The following is a 26,401-nucleotide window of genomic DNA, read 5'->3' on the forward strand; positions in this document are numbered from 1 at the left end:
GCCGGTGCTCATGCGGTCTCCACCTTCCTGCCGAGCTTGCCGTCGATGAAGTCGAACAACTCGTCCGCGCTGGCCGAGCCGAGTCCGGCGTCCGTGCCGCCTGCCACCGCCAGCAGCTCTCGCAGCCGGTCGGTGACCCGCAGGTCGGACAACCCGATCAACGCCTCCTCCAGGCCGTCGAGCCGCTCCAGCACGGCGGAGGCCGGGTCGGGCTCCTCGGTCCGCGGCGCCAGTTCCGCCCGCATGTACCCGGCCAGCCCGGCGAGCGTGGGGTGGTCGAACACCAGGGTCGCGGGCAGTCGCAGGCCGGTCGCGGCGGTGAGGCGGTTGCGCAGCTCCACCGCGGTCAGCGAGTCGAAACCCAGCTCCTTGAACGCCTTCTCGGTCGGGATGGTGTCCGGATCGGTGTGCCCGAGCACGGTGGCCACGTGCCCGCGCACCACGTCGATGAGCAGGGCCTGCTGCTCGGACTCGGCGAGGTCGGCCAGCCGCTGCGCCAGGTCGGCCAGCCCGCCGCCGGCGCGCTTGGCCGGGGCCTTGACCAGGTTCTGGAACAACCGCGGCAGGGTGCCCGCGGTGGCCTGGTTCCGCAGCGCGGCGGTGTCCATCTTGGCCGGGACGACCACCGCGCGGTCCGTGGTCAGCGCGGCGTCGAACAGCTCGAATCCCTGCGCGGTCGCCAGCGGGATGATGCCCGCGCGGGCCATCCGGGTGTGGTCGGCGTGGTCGAGGTGCCCGGTCATGCCGGTGGTTTCGGCCCAGTAGCCCCACGCCAGGCTGAGCGCGGGCCGGCCCTGCGCCCGCCGGTGCTCGGCGAGCGCGTCGAGGTAGGCGTTGGACGCCGCGTAGTTCGCCTGGCCGGGGGTGCCGATGGTCGACGCGATCGAGGAGAACAACACGAACGCGCTCAGCTCGCCGGTCAGCTCGTGCAGGTTGCGGGCCGCGTCGACCTTGGGCCGCCACACGTTCGCCAGCTGCTCCGGGGTCAGCGCGGTGATCGTGGCGTCGTCGAGCACCCCGGCCGCGTGCACGACGGCGGTCAGCGGCCGGGAAACGCCCGCCAGCAGGGACTCCAGCGCGGTGCGGTCCGCCGCGTCACAGGCGGAGATGGACACCTCCGCGCCGAGGTCCGCGAGGTCGGCGGCCAAGCCGGTCGCGCCGGGGGCGTCCAGGCCACGACGCGAGGTGAGCAGCAGGTGCCTCACCCCGTGGTTGAGCACCAGGTGCCGGGCGAGGTGGCCGCCGAGCACACCGGTGCCGCCGGTGATCAACACGGTGCCCTCGGGGTCGAACGTGGTGTGCGCCAGCTCGGCCGCGGTCCGGGCGAGCCGCGGCACCAGCGCCTTGCCGTTCCGGACGGCGACCTGCGGCTCGCCGGTGGCCAGCGCGGCGGGCACCGACTGCGGGAAGTCGGTGTCCACCAGGGTGAACCGGTCGGGGTGCTCGGTCTGGGCCGAGCGCACGAGGCCCCACACCGCCGCGCCGGTCAGGTCCGTGACGTCCTCGCCGGGCTCGGTCGACACCGCGCCGTGCGTGACGAACGCCAGGCGCCTGTCCTCGGCGATCGCGGCCTGGACCAGCCGTAGCGCCGCCGGGACATCGGCGGCTTCGACCAGCTCCGGCACGACCTCCGACGCGGGTTCGGTGTCACGCAGGGCGGACCACTCGACGTGGAACAGCATCGACCGGTGACCGCCGGACCCGAGCATCGCCGGGTTGATCCGGCGTGCGGTGAGCGTGTCGATCGAGGCGACCGGAGCGCCCACGTTGTCCGCCAGGGTCACGCGGTAGCTGTCGGTGCCCACCGGGGTCAGCCGGACGCGCAACGCGGTGGTGCCGCTGGTGCGCAGGCTCACGCCACTCCACGAGAACGGCAGGCTGATGCCGTCGCCGCCGAGGGATTCGCGGGCGAGCGGGTGCAGCGCGGCGTCGAGCAGGGCGGGGTGCAGGGCACACCGCTCACCGTCGGCGTGCTGCTCTTCGGGCAGTACGACGTGGGCGTAGAAGTCGTCGCCGAGCTTCCAGACGCCACGCAGGCCGCGGAAGGTCGGGCCGTAGCCGTACCCCTCGTCCTGCAACCGGTCGTAGAACTCGTCCATCTCGACCGGTTGCGCCCCGGCCGGTGGCCAGGCGCCGGACAGGTCCCCGGCCACCTCGGGCGCCAGGGTGCTCAGCGAACCGGTGACGTGCAGGGTCCACGGGTCGTCCGGCTCGGCGTCCTCGGGTCGTGAGTGGACGGTCAATGCGCGGCGATCGTCCTCGACGGGACCGACCGCCACCTGCAACCGGAGGGTGCCCTGCTCGGGAAGAACCAGGGGCGCTTGCAGCAGAAGCTCCTCCAGCTGCCCGCATCCCGTGCGCTCGGCGACGAACAACGCCATATCGACAAAGGCACTTCCCGGCAGCAACGCGGTGCCGAGCACGGTGTGGTCGGCGAGCCACGGCTGCGCGTGCGGGGACAGGCGGCCGGTGAACACCGTGCTTTCCCCGTCGGCGAGTTCGAGCGCGCCGCTGAGCAGCGGGTGGTCGGCGGCGTCGAGGCCGGCGGCGGTCGGATCGGTCGCGCCCGCCGGGGCGTCGAGCCAGTACCGCTTGCGCTGGAACGGATACGTCGGCAGGTCCACCTGCTTCCGGGTGCCCGGCGCGAAGACCGCGGTCCAGTCGAGGTCGACGCCGTTGACGTGTGCCTGTGCGGCCGCGGCGAGGAACTGCTTCCAGTCCCCGTTGTCACGGCGGAGCGTGCCGCAGACCGTGCTGACGCCGTCTTCGCGGGTCTCGTCGAGCGTCTGCTGGATGCCGATGGTGAGCACCGGGTGCGGGCTCGTCTCCACAAAGGACCGGTGCCCGTCCCGGCGCAGGGCACGCACGGCGCTGTCGAGCTGCACGGTCTCCCGCAGGTTCCGGTACCAGTACGCGGCGTCCAGTTCGGTGGTGTCGATCGGCTCACCGGTGACGGTCGAATAGAACGGGATCTCCGCCCGCAGCGGCTTGACCTCGGCCAGCATCTCCAGCAGCGCTTCACGCAGGCTGTCGACGTGCGGGGAGTGCGAGGCGTAGTCGACCGCGATCCGGCGTGCGCGCACACCGGCCGCCTCGAACTCGGCGAGCAGTTCGTCGATCGCCTGCTTCGCGCCGGAGACCACAGTGGACTCCGGACCGTTGATCGCCGCGATCCCGAGCCGTCCGTCCAGCAGTGCCGGATGCTCGTGGATCTGGGAAGCGGGCAATGGCACGGAGGCCATGCCACCGCGGCCGCTCAGCGCCGAGACGGCCTGGCTGCGCCTGGCCACGATGAGCGCCGCGTCCTCCAGCGTGAGCGCGCCCGCGATGTGCGCGGCGGCGATCTCACCCTGCGAGTGCCCGATCACCGCGCTCGCCTTCGCGCCGATCGACTGCCACAGCCGCGCCAGCGACACCATCACCGCGAACAGGGCGGGCTGCACCACGTCGACCCGCTCCAGCGGCGGCGCGCCTGGCGTGCCCTCCAGCACCTCGCGCAGGGACCAGTCGACGTGCGGGGCGAGCGCGTCCGCGCAGAGCTGGATCTGCTCGCGGAACACCGTGGACGTGCCGAGCAGCGGGACCGCCATCCGGGCCCACTGCGAACTCTGGCCGGGGAACACGAAGACCGGTTCACGGGCACCGGCGACCGGGTTCTGCGCACCATGGGGCGTGGTGATCAGCCCGGTCGCCGATTCGCCGCGGGAGAGCCGGTCGAGCCCGTGCAGGAAGTCCTCGCGGTTGTCGGCGACCACCACGGCACGATGGGCGAACGTGGACCGCGAGGTGGCCAGCGAGAATCCGACGGTCGACGGGTCCGAAGTGGACGAGACCAGGTGCCGCCGCAGCTGCTGCGCCTGGACGTGCAACGCCCGCTCGCTGCGAGCGGACAGCAACCACGGCACCGGGCGCGAGTCGGCGGGCGGTTCGGCCGAGGGTTCGACGGCCGGGGCCTGCTCCAGGATCAGGTGCGCATTGGTCCCGCTGATACCGAACGAGGAGATCCCGGCTCGCCGGGGCGTGCCGTTCTCCGGCCACGGCACCGGTTCGGTGAGCAGCGAGACCGAGCCGCCCGACCAGTCGATGTGCGGGCTCGGCTGGTCGGCGTGCAGGGTCCTGGGCAGCGTGCCGTGCCGCAGCGCCAGCACCATCTTGATCACCCCGGCCACCCCGGCGGCGGCCTGGGTGTGCCCGATGTTCGACTTGATCGAACCCAGCCAGAGCGGCCGTTCCCGGCGGTCCTGTCCATAGGTGGCGAGCAACGCCTGGGCCTCGATCGGATCGCCGAGCGTGGTGCCGGTGCTGTGTGCTTCGACCGCGCCCACTTCGGACGGTTGCAGACCGGCGGTGGCCAGCGCCTGCCGTATGACGCGCTCCTGCGACGGCCCGTTCGGTGCCGAAAGCTGGCTGCTGGCACCGTCCTGGTTGACCGCGCTGCCCCGGATCACCGCGAGGACCGGGTGCCCGTTGCGCTCGGCGTCGGACAACCGCTCCAGCAGGATGAGCCCGGCGCCCTCGGCGAACCCGGTGCCGTCGGCCGAAGCCGAGAACGACTTGCACCGCCCGTCCGGGGAAAGCCCGCGCTGGCGGCTGAATTCGACGAAGGTGCTCGGGGTGGCCATCACCGTGACCCCACCGGCCAGCGCCAGCGTGCATTCCGACTGCCGCAGCGACTGCGCGGCCAGGTGGATCGCCACCAGCGAAGACGAGCAGGCGGTGTCGATGGTGACCGCGGGACCTTCCAGCCCGAAGGTGTAGGACACCCGGCCGGAAGCGATGCTCGGCGCGCTGCCGTTGCCCAGGTAGCCCTCGAACCCGGCGGGCGCGCGGTGCAGGCGTGAGGCGTAGTCGTCGTACATCACGCCCGCGAAGACGCCGGTCCGGCTGCCGCGCAGGGAAAGCGGGTCGATGCCCGCGTGCTCCAGCGTTTCCCACGCGGTTTCCAGCAGCAGCCGCTGTTGTGGGTCGATGGCCAGTGCCTCGCGCGGGCTGATGCCGAAGAAGTCGGCGTCGAAGTGGTCCGCGTCCGCCAGGAAACCGCCCTGACGGGTGTAGCTGGTGCCGACGCGCTCGGGGTCGGGGTCGTAGAGGTGCTCGACGTCCCAGCCGCGGTCGGCCGGGAACCCGGAGATGGCGTCCGTGCCCGAGGCGACCAGTTCCCACAGCTCGGCCGGTGAGCGCACGTCACCGGGGTAGCGGCAGCTCATCGCCACGATCGCGATCGGCTCGGCGGCGCGGCCGGAGAGCTCGGCCACGCGCTCGCGGGCCTGGCGGAGTTCGGCCGTCGCGCGCTTGAGGTAGTCCCGCAGCTTGTCTTCGGTCGTCATCTTCTCCCGTTGCCCCTCTGTCCCAGTTCTTCGTCGAGAGCGTCGAAGAGTTCGTCGTCGCTCAGCGAATCGAGGTCGGCCGAGGCGCCGTTGCCCGTACCGTTCGTGCCCCACTTGCGCAGCATTTCCGCCAGCCGCGCGGTCACTTCCGCTTGGCGGGCCGGAGCCATCGAGGCCAGTTCGGCCTCCAGCCGGTCCAGTTCGCCCGCCGGTGCCGGGGCGAGTTCGGCCCGCAGGTAGTCGGCGATTGCCCCCGGTGTCGGGTGGTTGAACACCAGCGTGGACGGCAGGCGCAGTCCCGTTTCCGCGGCGAGCCGGTTGCGGAACTCCACCGCGGTCAGCGAATCGAAGCCCATCGCGAGCAGGCCGCGGTCGGCGTCGATGCCGTCCGTGCTGGCGTGCCCGAGCACCTCGGCCACCGTGGTGGTGACCAGGTCCAGCAACCGCCTGCGCTGCTCGGCTTCGCTCAGCCCGCCCAGTGCTTCGGTGTTGTTCGCGGCCCGGCGGACCGGTGTGCGCGCCACCCCGCGGTAGAGCGGGTGCGCGGCGGTGAAGTCCAGCTTCGCCGCGACCAGTGCCGGGTGCTCACCGCTCAGTGCGGCGTCGAACAGGGTGAGCGCGTCCCCGGGCAGCAGCGGCGAGACCCCGAGCTTGGCCAGCCGCGCCTGGTCCACTGTGGACAGGCTGTCGGTCATACCGCCGCTCTCGGCCCACAGTCCCCAGGCCAGCGACACCGCGGGCAGGCCGTCCGCCTGCCGGTGGCGGGCGAGTTCGTCGAGGTAGGCGTTCGCGGCGGCGTAGGCGGCTTGACCCGCGTTGCCGAGCGTGCCCGCGATCGAGGAGAACAACACGAAGGCCTCGAGGTCCAGGTGCCGCGTCAGCTCGTGCAGGTTCCGCGCGGCGGTGACCTTGGGCCGCGCGACCGCGTGCCACTGCTCTTCGGTGAGCGAGGTCAGCACGGCGTCGTCGAGCACGCCCGCGGCGTGGATCACCGCGGTGAGCGGGTGTTCGGCCGGGATGTCCGCGAGCACTCTGGCGAGCGCGCCGCGATCGGCGGTGTCGCAGGCGACCACCCGTGCGTCCGGGCCGAGGTCCGCCGGTGCCTCGCCACCGGCGCGGCTGACCAGCAGGAGGTGCCGGATGCCGTGGTGGTGCGCCAGGTGCCGGGCGATGCGGCGGCCGAGCGCGCCGGTGCCGCCGGTGAGCAGGACCGTGCCTTCGGGGTCGAGCTTGCGGCCGGTCGCGCCGGCTCGCACCAGCCGTGGCGCGAGTACCTCACCGGCACGGACCCGGAGTTCGGGTGCGCCGCTCAGGGCCTCCGGCGGGATCGCGTCCGGCCGGTCGGTGTCGAGCAGGGCGAACCGGTCGCCGTGTTCGCGCTGGGCCGCGCGGACCAGGCCGTGGATCGCGGCTCCGGCGAGCTCACCCGCGGTGGTGACCACGGTCAACCGCCGTCCGTTGTCCTCGGCGAGGTGCTGCTGGAGCGCGGTGGCGACGCGCCAGGTCGTCTCGTGAACGTCGTTGCCGGTGGCGTGCAGGACCTCGGTGTCCCCAGTGTCCTCTGTGGACGCTTGCGGGGCCGGAGCCCAGTCGACCCGGTACAGGTCGAGCCGCTTGGCCGCACCCAGGTCCGCGGGCCTGGTCTCCAACGAGCCGACGGTGAGCACCGGCTGCCCGGCGGGGTCGACGGCGGACATGGCATACGCGCCATCACCTGCCGGGGTCAACCGGATCCGCAGCGACCGCGCGCCGGTCGCGTGCAGGGCGACATCGCGCCAGGCGAAGGGCACCCGGGTCTCCGTGGCGTCGAGCGCCAGGAGGTGGAACGCGGAGTCGAGCAGCGCGGGGTGAAGGCTGTGCCCGTCCGGTTCGGCGTCGAGGCGCAGTTCGGCGTACCGCTCGCCGTGGTGCTCGTGCACGGTGCCGAGGCACTGGAAGGCCGGGCCGTATTCGTAACCGTGCGCGGCGAGACGGCCGTAGACGTCCCCGAGGTCCACTTCGGTCGCGTCGGCGGGCATTTCCCAGGCCACGGGGGTGGCGGTCGGGGCGCGCAGGGTGCCTTCGGCGTGCTGCGTCCAGGTTTCGTCCTCGGCCGACCGCGAATGGATCGTGACGGTTCCGGCGTTCAGCGCGACCTGGAGCTGCACGGCCCCGGTTTCCGGGAGCACGAGCGGAGCCTGGATGTTCAGCTCCTCCAGTTCCGGCACGCCCGCCTGCTCACCGGCGTACAGGGCCAGCTCGACGAGCGCCGTTCCGGGGACCAGCACGGTCCCGTCGATGGTGTGCTCGCCCAGCCAGGACTTCCGGGACAGCCGACCGGTGAACAGCAGCCCCCGGCCACCCGCGAGGGTGACCGCCGCGCCGAGCAGCGGGTGCGCGCTGGCGCCGAGCCCGGCCGCGGTCACGTCGCCGCTGTCCTCGGGCAGGTCCAGCCAGTAACGGCGACGCTGGAAGGCGTAGGTCGGCAGGTCCACGCGCCGGCCGGTGAACAACCGCGGCCAGTCGACGTCGGTGCCTCGTAGGTGGATCCGGCCGAGCGCGGTGAGGAAGGCGCGGTCCTCCGGGCGGTCGGACCGCAGCGTGGCGAAGAGGTCGCCGTCCGGAACGCAGTCGCCACCCATAGCGGTGAGCGTGTGCTGCGGACCCAGTTCGACGAAGGTGCGTACGCCGAGTTCGTGCAGCCGTCGCATGCCGTCGGCGAAGCGGACGGCCTGACGCACGTGCTGCACCCAGTACTCCGGCTCGCGCAGTTCGTCCGTGGCCAGGTCGCCGGTGAGGTTGGAAACCACGGCGATCTCCGGCTCGTGGTACGTCAGGCTCTCGGCGACACGACGGAATTCGCCGAGCATGCCGTCCATGTGCGGGGAGTGGAACGCGTGGCTCACGCGCAGCCTGGTGCTCCGGCGGCCCTGAGCTTTCCAGGTCGCGGCGACGTCGAGCACGGCGTCGCGGTCGCCGCTGATCACGGTGGCGGACGGGCCGTTCAGCGCGGCGATCGACACCCCCGCGATGCCGCGCAGCGACGCGAGCACCTCGTCTTCGGTGGCCTCGATCGCGGCCATGCCACCGTCGTCACGCAGGCTCTGCATGAGCCGCCCTCGGGCGGCGACCAGGCGGCAGGCGTCTTCGAGCGAGAGCACCCCGGCGACGTGGGCCGCCGCCAGCTCGCCGATCGAGTGTCCGACCACATAGGACGGACAGATGCCCAGTGACTCGTACAGCCGGTAGAGCGCGACTTCGAGGGCGAACAACGCGGGCTGGGTGTGGATGGTGCGGTCCAGCTCGTCGCCGGTGAACATGACCGTCTTCAGTGGACGGTCGAGTTCGGTGTCCAGGTGGGCGCAGGCGGCGTCCAGTGCTTCGGCGAAGAGCGGGAAGCGCTCGTACAGGTCGCGGCCCATGCCCGGCCGTTGCGCACCCTGACCGGTGAACAGGAAAGCGAGGCCGCCCTCGTCCTCCCGGGCCACGGTCGCGCCGATCTGGTCCAAACCGGACAGGAGCTCGTCGTGGTCCGCGGCCACCACCACGGCACCGCGGTCCAGGAGAGGCCGGGTGGCCAGCAGGGAGTGCGCGAGGTCGGCCGGCGCGTGTTCCCGCACGTGCTCGGCCAGTCGCGCGGCCTGCTCCCGCACCGCCGCGTCGGACTTGGCGGAGACGATGAAGGGCAGCGGACCGGTGTGCTCGGAAGCCGGCGGTTCGGGTGTTTCCGGTGCCTGCTCCAGGATGAGGTGCGCGTTGGTGCCGCTGATGCCGAACGACGACACTCCGGCGCGGCGCGGGCGGTCGCGGTCCCAGGAGACCGGCTCGGTCAGCAGTTCGACGGCACCCGCGGCCCAGTCGACGTGCGGTGACGGCTCGTCGACGTGCACGGTCCGCGGCAGCACGCCGTGGCGCATCGCCTCGACCATCTTGATGATCCCGGCGACTCCGGCGGCGGCCTGCGTGTGGCCGATGTTGGACTTGATCGAGCCGAGCCGGAGCGGGGTCTCCCGCTCTTGGCCGTAGGTGGCGAGCAAGGCCTGTGCCTCGATCGGGTCGCCGAGCGTCGTGCCGGTGCCGTGGGCTTCCACCGCGTCCACATCGGACGGACGCAGGCCCGCGTTCGCCAGCGCCTGCCGGATCACCCGTTCCTGGGACGGGCCGTTGGGCGCGGTGAGCCCGTTGCTCGTGCCGTCCTGGTTGACCGCGCTGCCGCGGATCACGCCGAGCACCTGGTGGCCGTTGCGCTGGGCGTCGGAGAGCCGTTCGAGCAGGATCAGTCCGGCACCCTCGCTCCACGCGGCACCGTTCGCGCTCGCGGCGAACGACTTGCACCGGCCTTCCGGCGAAAGCCCGCGCTGGCGGCTGAACTCGATGAACACCGCCGGGGTCGCCATCACCGTCACCCCACCGGCCAGCGCCAGCGAGCATTCACCGCTGCGCAGGGCCTGCGCCGCCAGGTGGACGGCGACCAGCGAGGACGAGCACGCCGTGTCGACGGTGACCGCCGGGCCCTCCAGGCCGAAGGTGTAGGCGACGCGGCCGGACGCCACGCTGCCCGCGCTGCCGCTGACCAGGTAGCCCTCGACGTCCTTGGGCGGGTTCTTCAGCAGTCGCGAGGCGTAGTCGTCGTACATGAGCCCGGCGAACACGCCGGTGTCGCTGCCGCGCAGGGAAGCCGGGTCGAGGCCGGCGCGCTCGAAGGTCTCCCACGCGGTTTCGAGCAGGAGCCGCTGCTGCGGGTCGGTGGCCGACGCCTCACGCGGGCTGATGCCGAAGAACTCGGGGTCGAACTCGTCGGCGTCGTGCAGGAAACCGCCGTGGCGCACGTACGAGGTGCCCTGCGCTTCCGGGTCGGGGTCGTAGAGGCGGTCCAGTTCCCAGCCGCGGTTGACCGGGAACTCGGAGATCGCGTCGGTACCCGCGTCGACCAGGCGCCACAGGTCCTCCGGCGAGCGCACGCCACCGGGGAAGCGGCAGCCCATCGCGACGATGGCGATCGGCTCGTCGTGCCCGGTGGCCGCCCTCGCCTTCGCGCGGGTGGTGCGGGTGCCGCCGAGGTGTTCGCGCAGGAACACGGCGACGGCCTGCGGGGTGGGGTGGTCGAACACCAGCGTGGCCGGCAGGCGCGTGCTCGCCGCTTCGCTGAGCCGGTTGCGCAGTTCCACCGAGGTGAGCGAGTCGAAGCCGAGGTCCTTGAAGGCCCGTTCGGCCGGGACCTGCTGGGCGCCGGAGTGCCCGAGCACGGCGGCCGCGTGCGTGCGGACCAGCTCGGTCAGCACCTTGAGCTGCTCGGCGGGGTCGGCGTCGGCCAGGCGCTGGGCCAGTCCGGTGGTGACCCGCCGGGCGGGGGCGCGGACCAGCCCGGCGAACAGCGGCGGCAGGGTGCCGGCGGCGGCCCGGCCGCGAAGGGCGGCGAGGTCCAGCCGCGCGGGCACGCGGACCCCTTGGCGCACCGAGTCGAACAGGGCCAGGCCCTCGCCGGTGTCCATCGGGGCGAACCCGCTCTGGGCCAGGCGCAGGCGGTCGGCCTCGGTGAGGTGACCGGTCATGCCCGTCTCCTCGGCCCAGTAACCCCAGGCCAGGCTCGTGCCGGGCAGGCCGAGGTCCTGGCGGTGGGCGGCGAGCGCGTCGAGGAAGGCGTTGGCGGCCGCGTAACCGGCCTGCCCGGCGGTGCCCGCGATCCCGGCCACCGACGAGAACAGGACGAACGCCGACAGTTCGCGGTCCTGGGTCAGTTCGTGCAGGTGCCAGGCGGCGTCGACCTTGGGCGGCAGCACGGTGGACAGGCGCTCGGAGTCCAGCGCCGTGAGCACGGCGTCGTCGAGCGCGCCTGCCGCGTGTACCACCGCGGTCAGGCCGGGGAGGGTGTCGAGAAGGGCGGCGAGGGCGCCGCGATCGGCGGCGTCGCAGCGGACGACGTCGACCTCGGCGCCGAGCGCGGTCAGCTCGGCCCGCAGTTCGGTGGCCCCCGGAGCGTCGAGGCCGCGGCGGCTGGTCAGCACCAGGCGCCGGACGTCGTGCGTGGTCACCAGGTGCCGGGCGAGCAGGCTGCCGAGCACGCCCGTGCCGCCGGTGAGCAACACCGTGTCGCCCAGCTCCGGCCGCTCCGGCTGGGCCTTGACCAGCCGCGGGGCGTAGGCGGTGTCTCCGCGGAGGATCACCTGCGGCTCGCCGGAGGCGATCGCGGCGTTGAGAGCGTCCGCCGTGGCGTCCCGCACGTCGGCGAGCACGAACCGGCCGGGGTGTTCGGTCTGCGCCGAGCGCACCAGACCCCACGCGGCGGCGCCCGCCAGGTCTTCCACGGCCTCGCCGGGCAGCGCGAGCGCACCCCGGGTCAGCACGACCAGCTTCGCGGTGTGCTCGGCGGCAAGCCATTCCTGCAGTTTGGTGAGTACATTGTGGACTGTTTTGTGCGTGTTCGCGGGCACACCGTGCTCACCGGGCAGGCACTCGAAGACCTCGTATTCGGGCGTGGACTCGGTGCCCGGCTCCAGCCGCGACCACTCCACCGCATACAGCTCGCGTTCGGCGCCCGGCTTCAGCTTGCTCGCGTCGATCGGCCTGGTCACCAGTGAATCGACGGTGAGCACGGGCGTGCCGTCAGGGGCGGACATCCGCAGCGTGAAGGTGTCCCGGTCCTGGGTGACGTGCACGCGCAGGGAGGTCGCGCCGGTGGTGAACCGGGAGACGCCGGACCACGAGAACGGCAGCATGACCTGACCGGCCGCCGCACCGTCCGCGGCCAGCGCCACGGTGTGCAGTGCCGCGTCGAGCAACGCCGGGTGCAGGCCGAACGCCTGCGCCGGCAGTCCTTCCGGCAGCTGGACCTCGGCGAACAGCTCGCCGTCACCGCGCCAGGCGGCGACCACACCCTGGAACGCCGGGCCGTAGTCGTAACCACGCAGGGCCAGCTTCTCGTACAGCTCGGCGGGCTCGATCTGCTCGGCGTGCTCCGGCGGCCAGTCCGGCATGGATCCGGGCTCGGCCGGTTCCGGCGAGAGCAGACCGGAGGCGTGGCGGACCGCCGGTTCGCCGTCGGCCCGCGAATGGATCTCCACCGGGCGGCGGCCGTCGTCGTCCGGGCCGCCGACGGTGACCTGCAGCTGTCGCGTGTGCTCGGTGAGGACCAGCGGCGCGTGCAGGGTCAGCTCGTCGAGCTGCGCGCACTCGGCGAGCCGGCCCGCTTCCAGTGCCAGTTCGGCGAAAGCGGCGCCCGGCAGCAGGACGGTGTCGAACACCCGGTGGTCGGCGAGCCACGGCAGGGAACGCAGGTTCGGCCGTCCGGTGAGCACCAGCCGGTCACCGTCGGCCAGGTGCATGGTCGCGCCGAGCAGCGGGTGCGCGGTCGCGTCGAGCCCGGCGGCGGTCACGTCACCGCTGCGCTCGGGGGCGTCCAGCCAGAACCGCTGCCGCTGGAAGGCGTAGGTGGGCAGCTCGGCGGGGCGGACGCCGTCGAAGTCCCAGCGCACGGCCGTGCCGCGGACGTGCACCCTGGCGGCCGAGTCGAGGAATCGGGCCCAGCCTTCGTCGCGGCGCAGGGAACCGGTCACCACGGCGTCGACTTCGAGCGCGTCCAGCGTGCCTTGCAGCCCGACGGTCAGCACCGGGTGCGCGCTCGACTCGATGAAGGCCCGGTGACCGTCCTCGGCGAGCTTGCGGGTGACCGGCTCGAAGAGCACGGTCTGCCGCAGGTTGCGGTACCAGTAGGCGGCGTCCAGCTCGGCGGTGTCGATCGGCTCGCCGGTGACGGTCGAGTAGAACGCGAGGTCCGAGGTGCGTGGGCGGATGGGGGCGAGATCGGTGAGCACCTGCTCGCGGATCGCCTCCACGTGCACCGAATGCGAGGCGTAGTCCACCGGGATGCGGCGGGCGCGGATGTCGCTGTGCTCGCAGTCGGCGAGCAACTGGTCGAGCGCGGCGGCGTCACCGGAGACCACAGTGGACGATGGACCGTTGACCGCCGCGATGCCCAGGCCGTCGCGACCCATCAGGAGCGCTTCGGTGGTTTCGGCGGAGAGCGGCACCGAAACCATGCCACCGAGTCCGGAGATCTCGCGGATCGCCTTGCTGCGAAGCGCGACCACCCGGGCGGAGTCCTCAAGGGACAGTGCCCCGGCCACGTACGCGGCGGCGATCTCACCCTGCGAGTGCCCGACGACCGCGTCCGGCTCGATGCCGACGGACCGCCACAACGACGCCAGCGAAACCATCACGGCCCAGAGCACCGGCTGCACGACGTGCACGTGCTCCAGGCCTTCGCCGCGCAGCGCGTCCGGCAGTGACCAGTCGACGTGCGGGGCGAGTGCGGTGGCGCAGGCTTCCAGCTGGTCGCGGAAAACCGGGGAGCGGTCCAGTAGCTCGACGGCCATGCCCGCCCATTGCGAACCCTGACCGGGGAAGACGAAGGCGGTCTTGCCCGGGGCGTTGACCGAGCCCAGGGCCGCGTTCGAGGCGGTGTCACCGGCGACGATGGAGTCCAGGCCGAGCAGGAAGTCCTCCCGGTCGGCGGCGAGCACGACCGCGCGATGCGGCAGCACCGCACGCCGGGCGAGTGCCGCCCCGATCCCGCCGAGGTCCGGTTCCGGCAGGTCGGCGACGTGCGAGCGCAACTGGCGTGCCTGCGCGCGCAACGACTCCTCGCTGACCGCCGACACCACCCACGGCACGGTGCCGATCGCGGTCGGCGGGTTCTCGGGTTCCGGCGCCTGCTCCAGGATCACGTGGGCGTTCGTGCCGCTGATGCCGAAGGCGGACACCGCCGCCCGGCGCGGGCGGTCGCGGTCCCAGTCGAGCGCTTCGGTCAGCAGCTCGACCGCACCCGCCGACCAGTCCACGTGCGGGGAAGGCGCGTCCACGTGCAGCGACTTCGGCAGCACGCCGTGCCGCATGGCCTCGACCATCTTGATCACCCCGGCGACCCCGGCGGCGGCCTGGGTGTGCCCGAGGTTCGACTTGACCGAGCCCAGCCGGAGCGGGGTCTCCCTGCCCTGCCCGTAGGTGGCGAGCAACGCCTGCGCTTCGATCGGGTCCCCGAGCGTGGTGCCGGTGCCGTGGGCTTCCACCGCGTCCACATCGGACGGCCGCAGCCCGGCGTTGGCCAGCGCCTGCCGGATGACCCGCTGCTGCGACGGCCCGTTCGGCGAGGTCAGCCCGTTCGACGCGCCGTCCTGGTTGATCGCCGAGCCCCGCAGCACGCCGAGGATCCGGCGGCCGTGGCGCTGGGCGTCGGAAAGCCGTTCGAGCAGGACCAGCCCGGCACCTTCGGACCAGCCGGTGCCGTCGGCCGCCGCGGCGAACGGCTTGCACCGGCCGTCGGCGGAAAGCCCGCGCTGGCGGCTGAACTCGACGAAGACGTTCGGCGTGGCCATCACCGTGACCCCGCCGGCCAGCGCCAGCGAGCATTCGCCGTTGCGCAGCGCCTGGCTGGCCAGGTGCATGGCGACCAGCGAGGAGGAGCAGGCGGTGTCGATGGTGACGGCCGGACCCTCCAGCCCGAAGGTGTAGGCGATGCGGCCGGACGCGACGCTGGTGGTGTTCCCGGTGAGCAGGTGGCCCTCGTAGCCGTCGGGCGCGCTGCCCAGCCGGGTGCCGTAGTCGTCGTACATGACCCCGGCGAACACCCCGGTGTCGCTGCCGCGCAGGTCCTGCGGCGAGACACCGGCGCGTTCGAACGCCTCCCACGCGGTCTCCAGCAGGAGCCGCTGCTGCGGGTCGGTTGCGGTCGCCTCGCGCGGGCTGATGCCGAAGAACCCGGCGTCGAAGTCCGCGGCTTCATAGAGGAAACCGCCGTGCCGGGCGTAGGAGGTCCCGTTGTGCTCGGGGTCCGGGTGGTAGAGGTTCTCGAGGTCCCAGCCGCGGTCGCCGGGGAACTCGGCGATCGCGTCGGTCCCGGTGGCGACCAGGCGCCAGAGGTCTTCCGGGGTGCGGACGCCACCGGGGTAGCGGCAGGCCATCGCGACGATGGCGATCGGCTCGCCGGTGTCCGAACCGGACCCTGTGGACGCTGTGGCCGCTGCCGTGGTGGGCGCGGGTGCCGTGCCGCCGAGTTCGGTGTGCAGGAACTCCGCCAGCGCCGCCGGGCTCGGGTGGTCGAAGACCATCGTGGTCGGCAGGCGCAGGCCGGTCGCGGTGTTGAGCCGGTTGCGCAGTTCGACCGCGGTGAGCGAGTCGAAGCCCAGTTCCTTGAACGCCCGCGTGTGCTCGATGGTGGCGTTCGCGTCGAGTCCGAGCACGACGGCGACCTGCGCGCGGACCAGTTCGGTCACCGCGCGGGCCCGCTCGGCGGACGAGAGCGCGAGCATGCGCTGAGTCCAGGAGCCGTCGGTTTCCGGCCGGTCTTCGACACGGCGGCGCGCAGGGCGGCGAAGGCCGTGGAACAGGCTCGGCAGCGTGCCGGAACTCAGGTCCAGCTTCGCCGGGACGAGCGCGGGACGGTCACCGGCCAGCGCCGCGTCGAGCAGCGCGAGGCCCTGGTCGGTGGGCAGGGGCGCGATGCCGGTGCGGGCCATCCTGGCGCGGTCGCCCGCGCTCATCGCGCTGGTCAGGCCGCTGCTCTCGGCCCACAGACCCCAGGCGAGGCTGGTCGCGGGCAGGCCGAGGGCGTGCCGGTGGTGGGCCAGTCCGTCGAGGAAGGCGTTGGCGGCGGCGTAGTTCGCCTGGCCGGGGCTGCCGATGGTGGCGGTGACCGAGGAGAACACCACGAAGGCGGCGAGGTCGCGTTCCCGCGTGAGTTCGTGCAGGTGTAGCGCCGCGTCGACCTTGGGCCGCAACACGGTGGACAGGCGCTCCGGGGCGAGTGCGGTGACGACGGCGTCGTCCAGCACGCCCGCCGCGTGGAAGACCGCGGTCAGCGACGGGATGCCGTCGAGCACGGTCTTCAGCGCTTCGCGGTCCGCCGCGTCGCAGGCGACGACGCTCACCGCGGCACCGGCCGCCCGGAGTTCGTCGTGCAGTGCGGTGGCCTGCCCGCGTCGGCTGGTCAGCACGAGGTGACGCACGCCGTGCTGGTGGACGAGGTGCCGCGCGACCAGGGCACCGAGCACGCCGGTGCCGCCGGTGATCAGCACCGTGCCGTCCGGGTCGAGCGCCCGGCCCGCCGGTTCGAGCCGGGCGCGGGCCAAGCGTGGGGCGAGCACCCGGCCGTCGCGGACGGCGACCTGCGATTCGCCGGTGACCAGGACCGGGCCATCGGTGTCGACCAGGACGAAGCGGCCGGGGTGTTCGGTCTGGGCGGAGCGGACGAGGCCCCAGACGGCGGCCGCGCCCAGGTCGTCGACCCCTTCACCGGGTCGCGTGGAGACAGCGCCGCGAGTGGCGATGACGAGTGGCGCTTCTCTGTCCTCGCGCAGGTGCTCCTGGATCGCTTCGAGGGCCGCGGCGGTCACCGCGTGGACGTTTTCGCCGCCGAAGGTGACGGCCTCGGCCGCCTCGGCACCCGAGACCTCGATCCAGTCCACTGTGTACATCGAGTCGAGTGGAGTGGCACCCGCACTGACGAGCAACTCGGCCGGCATCGGCCGCAGCAGCAGGGAGTCGACCGACGCCACCGGGAGTCCCGAGGAGTCCGCCAGTGCGAGTGCCACCCGGTCCGCGCCGTGGGGGGCGACGCGGACACGCAGCGCGGCGGCACCCGCCGCGCCGAGTCGCACACCGTCCCAGGAGAACGGCAGGGGGATCTCGCCGTCGGCCCGGGACAGCGGCACCAGCCCGACCACCGCGTGGAGCGCGGCGTCGAGCAGGGCCGGGTGGAGCCCGAAGTCGGCCGCGCCCTCGGGCTCGGGCAGCCGGACCTCGGCGTAGACATCGGTGCCGAGCCGCCACGCCGACCGCAGGCCGCGGAAGGCCGGGCCGTAGTCGTAGCCGCTCTCGGCGAGCTGGTCGTAGATGCCGTCGAGGTCGACCGGCTCGGCGCCCGCGGGTGGCCAGTCCCCGGTCAGCGGCTCGACCTCACCGGCTTCGGTGCCCAGCACGCCGGTCGCGTGCAGCGTCCATTCCTCACCGGTGCGGGAGAAGATCTTGACCTCTTCGCCGTCGACCACGACCTGGATCCGGACGCCGTCTTCCGCGGGCAGGAGCAGGGGAGCGCGCAGGGTCAGCTCGGTCAGCGCCGGGTATCCGGCCTGGTCGCCGGCTTGGATGGCGAGTTCGACGAACGCGGTGCCCGGCAGCACGACCGTGCCGCGCACGGCGTGATCGGCCAGCCACGGGTGCGTGCGCAGGGACAGCCTGCCGGTCAGCACGAGCCGGTTCTCCTCGGCGAGCGCGACCGCGGCGCCGAGCAGCGGGTGCTCGGCGGCGTCGAGACCGGAGGCCGCCGGGTCGCCGGCCAGTGCCGGGACGTCCAGCCAGTACCGCTGCCGCTGGAAGGCGTAGGTCGGCAGCTCGATCGCGCGGGTGCCGGGGGCGAAGAGCGAATCCCAGTCGATCCGCGTGCCCTCGACGTGCAGGCGTGCGGCGGATTTGAGGAAGCGGTCCCAGCCACCGTCGTCCCGGCGCAGGGTGCCGGTGACCGTGGCGGTGTCCTCCAGCGTTTCGTTGATGCCGTTGGTCAGCACGGGGTGCGCGCTGGACTCGATGAAGGTCCGGTGGCCGTCGTCGGCGAGCTTGCGGGTGGCCTGCTCGAACAGGACGGGCTGGCGCAGGTTGCGGTACCAGTAGGCGGTATCCAGCTCGGTGGTGTCGAGGCGGTCGCCGGTGACCGTGGAGTAGAAGTCGATCTCGGCGGCACGCGGGGTGATCCCGGCGAGCGCTTCGAACAGTTCCTCGCGGATGGCCTCGACGTGCGGGGTGTGGGAGGCGTAGTCGACGGGGATGCGGCGGGCACGCACGGTTTCGTCGGCCAGCAGCTCGTCGAGCGCGGCCGGTTCACCGGCGACCACGGTGGACCCGGGCCCGTTGACCGCGGCGATGTGGATGCGGCCGGGCCAGCGGGTGAGGAGCTCTTCGGTGTCGGCGGCGGGCAGTGGCACGGAGACCATGCCGCCGGTCCCGGCGAGCGCGACGATCGCCTTGCTGCGAAGGGCGACGATGCGTGCGGAGTCCTCGAGGGAGAGCGCTCCGGCCACGTACGCGGCGGCGATCTCACCCTGGGAGTGACCGAGGACCGCGTCGGGCTGGACGCCGATGGAGCGCCACAGCTCAGCCAGCGAGACCATCACCGCCCAGAGCACCGGCTGCACCACCTGGACCCGGTCGAGCCCTTCACCGCGGACGGCGTCCAGCAGGTCCCAGTCGACGTAGGGGGCGAGTGCCTCGGCGCAGGCTTCCATCCGCTCGCGGAAGACGGGGGAGGCGTCGAGCAGGGCCGTCGCCATGCCCGCCCACTGGGAACCCTGACCGGGGAAGACGAAGACCGTGCGTCCGCTGGGCCGAGCGGTTCCTAGCACCGCTAGCGGATTCTCTGTCCCATTCGCTAGCAGTGCTAGGTTCGCGCGCAGCTCCGCCTCGGTGTCGCCGAGGACCACCGCGCGGTGCGCGAACGACGGCCGGGTGGTGGCCAGCGAGAAGCCGATCTCCGCGGCGTTGCCGGGGTGGTCCAGCAGGCGTGCGGCCTGGGCTCGGAGCGCGGCTTCGCTCTTGGCCGACAGCAGCCACGGGATCGTGCCGGTGACCTCGGCGGCAGGCGCGGGAGTCTCGTCGGGGGCTTGTTCGAGGATCAGGTGCGCGTTCGTGCCGCTGATGCCGAACGACGACACCCCGGCTCGGCGCGGACGGTCTCGATCCCAGGCGACCGGCTCGGTCAGCAGCTCGACCCCGCCGGCCGACCAGTCCACGTGGGGCGAAGGCGCGTCCACGTGCAGGGTCTTCGGTAGCAGCCCGTGCCGCATCGCCATGACCATCTTGAGCACGCCGCCGACCCCGGCCGCCGCCTGCGTGTGCCCGATGTTCGATTTGAACGAGCCGAGCAGCAGCGGGTGCTCGCCGCGGTGGCGCCCGTAGGTGGCGAGCAGGGCGTCGGCCTCGATCGGGTCGCCGAGCGAGGTGCCCGTGCCGTGTGCTTCCACGGCGTCCACTTCGGACGGTTCCAGTCCGGCCATGGCCAGCGCCGAGCGGATGACCCGCTCCTGCGACGGGCCGTTGGGCGCGGTGAGGCCGTTGGAGGCGCCGTCCTGGTTGATCGCCGAGCCGCGGATGAGGGCGAGCACCGGGTGCCCGTGGCGCCGCGCGTCGGAGAGGCGTTCGAGCAGGAGCATGCCGGCGCCCTCGGCCCAGCCGGTGCCGTCCGCGCCCGCGGCGAACGCCTTGCACCGGCCGTCCGCCGACAACCCGCGCTGGCGGCTGAACTCGACGAACATGCCCGGCGACGCCATCACCGTCGCGCCACCGGCCAGCGCCAGCGAGCATTCGCCGTGCCGCAGGGCCTGCGCGGCCAGGTGCAGGGCGACCAGCGACGAGGAGCAGGCCGTGTCCACGGTGACCGCCGGGCCACCGAAGCCGAAGGTGTAGGCGATCCGGCCGGACGCGACGCTGGTGGTGTTGCCGGTGAGCAGGTAGCCGCCGCCCTCGGTGCCTTCGTGCAGCCGCGGGCCGTAGTCCTGCGCCATCGCGCCGACGAAGACGCCGGTGCCGCTGCCGTGCAGGGAAGCCGGGTCGATGCCCGCGCGTTCGATCGCTTCCCACGAGGTCTCCAGCAGCAACCGCTGCTGCGGGTCCATCGCGGCGGCCTCACGCGCGTTGATGCCGAAGAACGCCGGGTCGAAGGTGTCGGCGTCGTGCAGGAAACCGCCGTACCGGGTGTAGGAGCGGCCGGGCTCGTCGGGGTCCGGGTCGTACAGGCCGTCGAGGTCCCAGCCGCGGTTGCCGGGGAACTCGGTGATCGCGTCCACGCCGTCGGCCACCAGCCGCCACAGTTCCTCGGGGGTGGTGACGCCGCCGGGGTAGCGGCAGCCCATCGCGACGATGGCGATCGGCTCGTCCGAAGCGGCGGTCACCGACGCGGTGGTCACGGTTTCCGGCGCGTCCAGCAGTTCGGTGCGCAGGTGGCGGGCCAGCGCGGTCGCGGTGGGGTGGTGGTAGATCAGCGCGCCGGGCAGCTTGAGGCCGGTGGCGGCGCTGAGGTGGTCGCGCAGTTCGACGGCGGTCAGCGAATCGAAACCGAGTTCCTTGAACGTGCGCCCGATGTCGACCGTTTCCGCGCTGCTGTGCCCGAGAACCGCCGCGATCGAATCGCGGACGAGGTCGAGCAGCACCTCGTGTTGCTCGGAATCGCTGAGTCCGCCGAGGCGTCCCGCCCACGGCGACGACGGCGTTTCGGCCTTGAGCCGGGTGGTTTCGCCGAACCAGTGCCGTTCCCGCTGGAAGGCGTAGGTGGGCAGGCTGATGCGCCGGGCGGTGCCGAACGCCTGCGACCAGTCGACCTCGGCGCCGGAGTTGTGCGCGGAAGCGAGAGCGTTGAGGAAGCTGCGTTCTTCACTGCGGCCGTTGCGCAGCATGGATGCCATGGTGATGGTCGAATCGGTGTCACGGGCCATTCCGGCGAGCACGGGATCCGGGCCCAGTTCGACGAAATTGGTGACCCCTGCGCCGACCAGGAAACGCACGCCGTCGGCGAAGCGCACGGCGTGGCGGATGTGGTCGGCCCAATAGTCCGGTGAACTCAGGTCGGTGGCGGGTTCACCGGTCACGTTCGAGATGATCGGCAAGGTCGCCGGGGTGAAATCGAGCCCGGTGGCCAGTGCGCGGAATCCGTCCAGGATCGAATCCATGTGCGGCGAGTGGAAGGCATGACTCACCCGCAACTGCTTGGCTTTGCGACCGTCGGCCTTCCACGCGCGTGCCAGTTCGAGAACGGTGTCGTGTTCGCCCGAAAGCACCACGGAATCGGGCCCGTTGATCGCCGCGATGTCCACGCCGTCGGTGAGCAATGCCCGGATTTCTTCCTCGGTGCCCTTGAAGGAAACCATCGCGCCGTGCTCGGTCACCGACTGCATCAGCCGGCCGCGGGCGGCGACCAGCGAGCAGGCGCCCGGCAGGGTGAGCACCCCGGCGACGTGTGCGGCCGCCAGCTCACCGATCGAGTGCCCGAGGAGGAAATCCGGGCGCAGACCCCAGGATTCCGCGAGCCGGAACAACGCGACGCCGAGGGTGAACAATGCGGGCTGCGTGTACTGCGTCTGCCCGAGTGCTTCCGCGTCGGTGAACATGATCTCGCGCAGCGGCCGGTCCAGGTGGTGGTCGAAGCGCGCGCAGATTTCATCGACGGCATAAGCGAAAACCGGGTAGCGCTCGTACAGTTCACGACCGGCGCCCGCGCGCTGGCTGCCCTGACCCGGGAACAGGAAGGCGACCTTCGCCGCTCCGGCGACACCCGGCCGCAATACCTTGAGGTTCTCGCGCAGTTCGTCGATCGAATCAGCGAGCACCACGGCCCGATGTTCGTGGTGCGTCCGGGTGTAGGCCAGTGAATGACCGAGATCGGCGAGGGGTTCATCGGTGACGAATTCGGCCAGCCGGTCCGCTTGGGCCTGCAAGCCCGAAGCCGACTTCGCCGAAAGGAGTACCGGAACAACGCCGGGCTCCGACGAAGGCGCGGTCACGCGTTCCGGGCCCTCGGTCAGCACCAGGTGGCAGTTCGTGCCGCCCATGCCGAACGAACTCACCCCGGCCACGCGCGGGCCGTGCCACTCCTCGAATTCCTGCTGCACCACGAGGTGGCTGAAGTCGATCGCCGGATTGGGCGTGGCGAAGTTCAGGCTCGGCGGCAGTGCGCGGTGGTGGATGCTCAGCGCGACCTTGAGCAGCCCGACGATGCCCGCCGCGCCCTCCAGGTGCCCGACGTTCGTCTTGGCCGAGCCGACGCGCAGCCGGTGGTCCCCGAACGCGGCGTTGAGCGCCCGCGCCTCGATCGGATCGCCGACGCGCGTGCCGGTCCCGTGCAGCTCGACGTAGGACGGAAGTCGCGACGCGTGCTCGTAAGCCTTGCGCAGCAACGCTTCCTGAGCGTGTGCGTTCGGCACGGTGAGACCGTCGGCGGCACCGTCGTTGTTGACCGCGCCACCGCGGATGACCGCGTAGACCCGGTCGCCGTCCTCGATCGCCTGCGCCAGCGGCTTGAGCACCACCAGCCCGCCGCCTTCGCCGCGCACGTAACCGTCTGCGCGGGCGTCGAAGGTGTACGCGCGGCCGCTGGGGGACAGGCCGCCGAACCGGGCTGCGGTCAGCGTGCTTTCGGGCGCCAGGTTCAGGTTCACGCCCCCGGCGAGCGCCAGCGTGGCTTCCCCGCTGCGCAGGCTCTCGCAGGCCAGGTGCACGGCGACGAGCGAGGAAGACTGCGCCGCGTCGACCGTCACCGACGGCCCGCGCAGGCCGAGGGTGTACGAAACGCGGTTGGCGATGATGCCGCGGTTGGTGCCGGTGATGGTGTGCTGGTTGATCGTGTCCGCGCCAGCGCGCTGCATGAGCGTGCCGTAGTCGCTGCCGATGGCGCCGACGAACACGCTCGCCTGCGCCCCGCGCACCGCGGCGGGCACGATGCCCGCGTCCTCCAGCGCTTCCCACGCCAGTTCCAGCACCAGCCGCTGCTGCGGGTCCATGATCGCCGCTTCACGCGGGGAGATGCCGAAGAACGCGGCGTCGAAATCGGCCACCCCGTCCAGGAAACCGCCGTGTTCGGCGCCCGGCGGCACCGGGGTGTCGCTGTCCCAGCGCTCGCCGGGCATGGTGGTGATCGCGTCCACCCCGTCCCGCAGCAGCGCCCAGAAGCGCTGGGGGTCCGGGGCCTGCGGCAGGCGGCAGGAAAGTCCGACGATCGCGATCTCGTTCACGGACGGCCTTTCGGTGGTGGGGCGGTGGTCAGTTGCTGGTCATTGCCTGGAGGGACTGCGTGAGCCACGCGCCGGTCTGCGCGGTGTGCGCGGGCGAGCCGTGCACGTCGTCGTGCTCCAGCAGGCTGAACCGGCCCACGTGCGTGGCGAGCAGGTCGATGTCGTGCGACGGGATGATTTCGTCGTGCTTGCTGGCCACGTAGGCGACCGGCACGTCGATCGACCGGAGTTCGTCCGGCCGCAGCGCCCAGTCGGCCAGGCCGCCGGGCTTCTCACCGGTCAGGTGCACGATGGTGTCGACGGTCACGCGGGGCAGCGCCTGCTGCCACCCGGCGTCGGTGAAGAACCCGCTGACCGGCGCGCCCACGGTCAGGACTCCCTTGATGCGAGGGTCGTTCGCCGCGGCACGCAGGGCGAGGTGGCCGCTGAAGCTCATCATCATCGCGTAGGCGCCGGTGGCTTCCGTGGTACCGAGGGCGTCGAGGATCGCGGGGATCATCCGCCAGCTGTCCACGTCGTAGGGCAGCGAATTGACGCCGGCCTGGGGGAGTTCGGTGACCACGCCGGAAAGCCCGGCCTTGGTCAGCTGGAGCAGCAGGCCCGCCCACTGCTCCTTGATGCTGACGATGCCACCGGAAATCAGCAGGAGCGGCCCGGTTCCGCCGCGCCAGCAACGGATCACGCCCTGCGGGGTGTCCACTTGGAACGGTTCGAGGCCGGAGCCGGCTCGGGAGAAGGTGTCGATGGCCTTGTCGAGCGCGTGCTGCCGCGCCGGGCCGTCGACGAAGGGGAAGCGGGCCATGGTGTAGAGCCGGCTCGCTTCGAGGAGTTCCTGCCGCGCCTCGTGTGCTTCGGCGGCACGGGACCATTCTCCCGTCCACGAACCGGGGTGCGCCGCGTCGTCGGAGGTGATCCGGCCGAGCACCGCTTCGGTCAGCTCAGGCGGGATCCCCTGCGTCCGGGCGTGCACGAGGGCGAACTGCTTGAGCTCCTCGACGTCATTCATGCCCCCATGGTCAACCGCGTGCCCAAAGCTGCCCTAAACCCCAGCTAGTGGGCGAAAAACCCGCGAAAACACGAATGTGGCCCCCGGGCGGGATACGCCCCGGGAGCCACCTTCGTGTCCGCCGGATCAGATCCGGCTGCCGGTCGCCTGAAGCTGGGCCGAGATGGTGTCCAGGATCGCCGGGGTGTGCTCGTTCAGGTAGAAGTGCCCACCGGGGAACACCTTCAGCTCGAACGGGCCGCTGGTGTGCTGTGCCCAGCCACCGGCCTCCTCGACCGTCGCCTTCGGGTCGTCGTCACCGACCATGGCGAAGACCGGGCAGCTCAGGTCCGGGCCCTCGGGGTAGCGGTAGGTCTCGGCGGCGCGGTAGTCGGCGCGGATGGCGGGCAGCACCATCTTCACGATCTCGTCGTCCCCGAGCAGGGCCTGTTCCGTCCCGGCCAGGCTCCGCACGTTGGCCAGCAGCTCGGCGTCCGAACCCTCGTGGAACCGTTCGTCGCGGTGCGTGGACGGCGCCCGGCGGCCCGAGGCGAACAACGCCGCAGGCACCACACCGCGCTTCTCCAGCCGCCTCGCCACCTCGAAGCCGAGCGTGGCCCCCATGCTGTGCCCGAAGATCGCCAGCGGCCGGTCGGTCCAGCCCTCGATCGCCTCGGTCACCCGGTCGGCCAGCACCTCGATCGAGTCGATCAGCGGTTCCGCGCGCCGGTCCTGACGGCCCGGGTACTGCACGGCGAGCACCTCGATGCCCGGCGACAGCGATCGCGAGACCGGGAAGAAGTAGCTGGCCGAGCCGCCCGCGTGCGGCAGGCAGAGCAGCCGGTGCGGGGCGGCGGGTGCGGGGTGGAACCGGCGTACCCAGTCCTCGGCGGTACTCGCGGTCATGCTCCGTCCCTTCAGTCGCTGCTAGAGCGGGATGTTCCCGTGGTGTCCCCGTCCGGCGGGCGCGGCGGCCAGCGCGCGGACGAGCCTCGCCCGAGTATTCGACGGATCGATGACTTCGTCCACCACCCCGATCGCCAGCGCGCGACCCACCCCGCCGGCGATCCGCTGCTGCTCGGCGACCAGCCCGGTCCGCAGCTCCTCCCGCTCGTGGTCCGCGGCGGCGGCCAGCTTCTTGCGGTGCAGGATGCCCACCGCGGCCTCCGCGCCCATCACCGCGACCTCCGCGTCCGGCCAGGCGAACACCGCAGTGGCCCCGAGAGAGCGCGAGTTCATCGCGATGTAGGCGCCGCCGTAGGACTTGCGCGTGATGAGCGTGACCCGCGGTACGACGGCCTCGGCGAAGGCGTGCAGGAGCTTCGCGCCACGCCGCACGACGCCGTCCCACTCCTGCCCGACACCGGGCAGATAGCCCGGGACGTCGACGAGCACGATTAGGGGAATCCCTAGGGCGTCGCAGAGCCGCACGAACCGCGAAGCCTTCTCCGCGGACAGCGAATCGAGGCAGCCGCCCTTGCGCAGCGGGTTGTTCGCGATGACCCCGACCGACCGCCCGCCGAGCCGCCCGAAGCCGATCACCACGTTCGGCGCCCACTTGGCCTGCAACTCCAGGAAGGCGTGGTCGTCGAGCAGGCCGCGGACCAGCGGGTGCACCGGGTAGGCCCGCCGCGGCGACTCCGGCAGGAAGGCACGCAGATCCCGTTCTTCCTGGACCTTCGCCAGGTCGAACAACCCGGGCCGGGTGAAGTACCCGGTGAGCTCGCGGGCGCTGGCGTAGGCGTCCTCCTCGGTCGGCACGGTCACGTGCACCACGCCGGACCGCTTGCCGTGGGCCTCCGGCCCGCCGAGCCCGGCCATGTCGATCTGCTCGCCGGTGACGCTGCGGACCACCTCGGGCCCGGTGACGAACACCCGGCCGGTCTCGGCCATCACGATCACGTCGGTCAGCGCGGGACCGTAGGCGGCGGCACCGGCGGCCGGCCCCAGCACCACGGACAGCTGCGGCACCTTGCCCGAGGCGCGGGTCATCGCGGCGAACATGCGCCCGACGCCGTCCATCGACTCCACGCCGTCGGCCAGCTTCGCCCCGCCGGAGTGCCACAGCCCGAGCACCGGGCGCCGCTCGCGCACGGCGGTCTCGATCGCGGCGATGATGTGGTCCGAGCCTGCCGCGCCCAGCGAACCGCCCATCCGGGTCGCGTCGGTGCAGTAGACGATCACCGTGGCGCCGTCGATGCGGCCGCGCACCGAGAACACCCCGCTGTCGTCGGCGGGCTGCAACGGGGTGATCGAATCCTCGTCCAGCAGCTTCGCCAGGCGCACCGCCGGGTGGCGGTGGTCGGCCGGTGCGGTCTCGCTGGGGGTGGCAGTCAGGGACATCG

5 protein-coding genes are annotated in these 26,401 nt (G+C 72.3%); all 5 read right to left on the reverse strand.

The annotated features are described in order from the left end of the window. Positions 1-8: 8 nt before the first annotated feature. On the reverse strand, positions 9-5,441 hold the full coding sequence (locus JOM49_RS13420; RefSeq protein ID WP_443626009.1) for a type I polyketide synthase: 5,433 nt from the start codon (positions 5,439-5,441) through the stop codon (positions 9-11). Next, positions 5,324-23,071 (reverse strand): SDR family NAD(P)-dependent oxidoreductase, encoded by a 17,748-nt coding sequence (locus tag JOM49_RS42915; RefSeq protein WP_308158733.1) that lies wholly within the window; start codon positions 23,069-23,071, stop codon positions 5,324-5,326. The genes JOM49_RS13420 and JOM49_RS42915 overlap by 118 nt, the downstream gene beginning before the upstream one ends. 28 nt (positions 23,072-23,099) lie before the next feature. Next, a complete protein-coding gene (locus JOM49_RS13455) occupies positions 23,100-24,077 on the reverse strand; it encodes an alpha/beta hydrolase family protein (RefSeq protein WP_209664627.1) in 978 nt (325 codons plus the stop codon). A gap of 126 nt (positions 24,078-24,203) precedes the next feature. Then, positions 24,204-24,962, reverse strand: coding sequence for a thioesterase II family protein (locus JOM49_RS13460; RefSeq protein ID WP_209664628.1), 759 nt, complete (start codon positions 24,960-24,962; stop codon positions 24,204-24,206). 21 nt (positions 24,963-24,983) lie between these two features. Continuing rightward, positions 24,984-26,399 carry an acyl-CoA carboxylase subunit beta gene (locus JOM49_RS13465; RefSeq protein ID WP_209664629.1) on the reverse strand — a complete coding sequence of 472 codons (1,416 nt, stop codon included), beginning with the start codon at positions 26,397-26,399 and terminating at the stop codon, positions 24,984-24,986. Positions 26,400-26,401: the final 2 nt, after the last annotated feature.

The organism is Amycolatopsis magusensis, assembly GCF_017875555.1.
In the GTDB taxonomy this organism is placed as follows: domain Bacteria; phylum Actinomycetota; class Actinomycetes; order Mycobacteriales; family Pseudonocardiaceae; genus Amycolatopsis; species Amycolatopsis magusensis.

Bases quoted from the DNA above. Each gene is read 5' to 3' on its own strand.
- JOM49_RS13465 (WP_209664629.1), bottom strand. From the start codon at position 26,399: ATGTCCCTGACTGCCACCCCCAGCGAGACCGCACCGGCCGACCACCGC.
- JOM49_RS13460 (WP_209664628.1), bottom strand. From the start codon at position 24,962: ATGACCGCGAGTACCGCCGAGGACTGGGTACGCCGGTTCCACCCCGCA.
- JOM49_RS13455 (WP_209664627.1), bottom strand. From the start codon at position 24,077: ATGAATGACGTCGAGGAGCTCAAGCAGTTCGCCCTCGTGCACGCCCGG.